This window comes from Aurantimonas sp. C2-5-R2, assembly GCF_036549495.1.
Lineage (GTDB): Bacteria > Pseudomonadota > Alphaproteobacteria > Rhizobiales > Rhizobiaceae > Aurantimonas > Aurantimonas coralicida_A.
Genome location: NZ_JAZHLJ010000272.1, coordinates 1 through 674, shown reverse-complemented (window position 1 = coordinate 674; position 674 = coordinate 1). Strand labels below are relative to the sequence as shown.

Sequence of the window (674 nt, the reverse complement as noted above, 5' to 3'; positions counted from 1 at the left end):
GGCAAGGTTTCCAAGGAGGGTGAAACCGGCTTCGATATCATCGCCTATGCGGCGCATATGGCAGCATTGATGGGCGCGACCATCATCAAGGTGAAACTGCCGACCGCCCATATCGACCTCGACGCGGCGAAGCCGATCTACGAGAAGCACGCCATCCCGCGGGAAGCCGCCGCCGACCGCGTCCGCCACATCATGCAGGCAGCCTTTGCGGGCAAACGAATCGTCGTCTTTTCCGGCGGCGCGGCGAAGAACACCGACGAGCTCCTGGACGAGGTCCGCGCCATCCGGGACGGCGGCGGCAACGGATCGATCATCGGCCGCAATTCGTTCCAGCGCAGCAAGGAAGAGGCGATCGCACTGCTGAACCAGGTAATGGACGTCTACGCCTGATCGATGGCGACAACGCTTCGGCCCGGCGTAGAGCGGACGCCGGGTTGAAACGACAACGGCCGCCCTTGGGCGGCCGTCATATTCGATTGGTGCGAGAATGGCGTCGAAAGCCTATTGCGCGGCCGCAGCAGCGAGCGCTTCGGCCGGATCGCGGTCCTTGCCCTCTTCGTCGAAGCCGGCGAGATAGGCGATAACGTTGGCGAGGTCTTCCGGCTTTTTCAGCCCGGGAAACGCCATCTTGGTACCTTTGACGACGGCGCGGGGGTCGGCGAGCCATTCCGTCA

1 protein-coding gene and 1 pseudogene are annotated in these 674 nt (G+C 63.5%); one reads left to right on the top strand and one right to left on the bottom strand.

Annotation, left to right across the window (positions count from 1 at the left end; all coding sequences use genetic code 11):
- Positions 1–390: pseudogene (locus VQ044_RS25480) on the top strand (class I fructose-bisphosphate aldolase); the annotation flags it as partial.
- Between the two features lie 111 nt (positions 391–501).
- Here the strand turns inward: VQ044_RS25480 and VQ044_RS25475 are convergent.
- A partial coding sequence (locus tag VQ044_RS25475; protein ID WP_442873020.1) for a c-type cytochrome occupies positions 502–674 on the bottom strand: 173 nt, incomplete at its 5' end.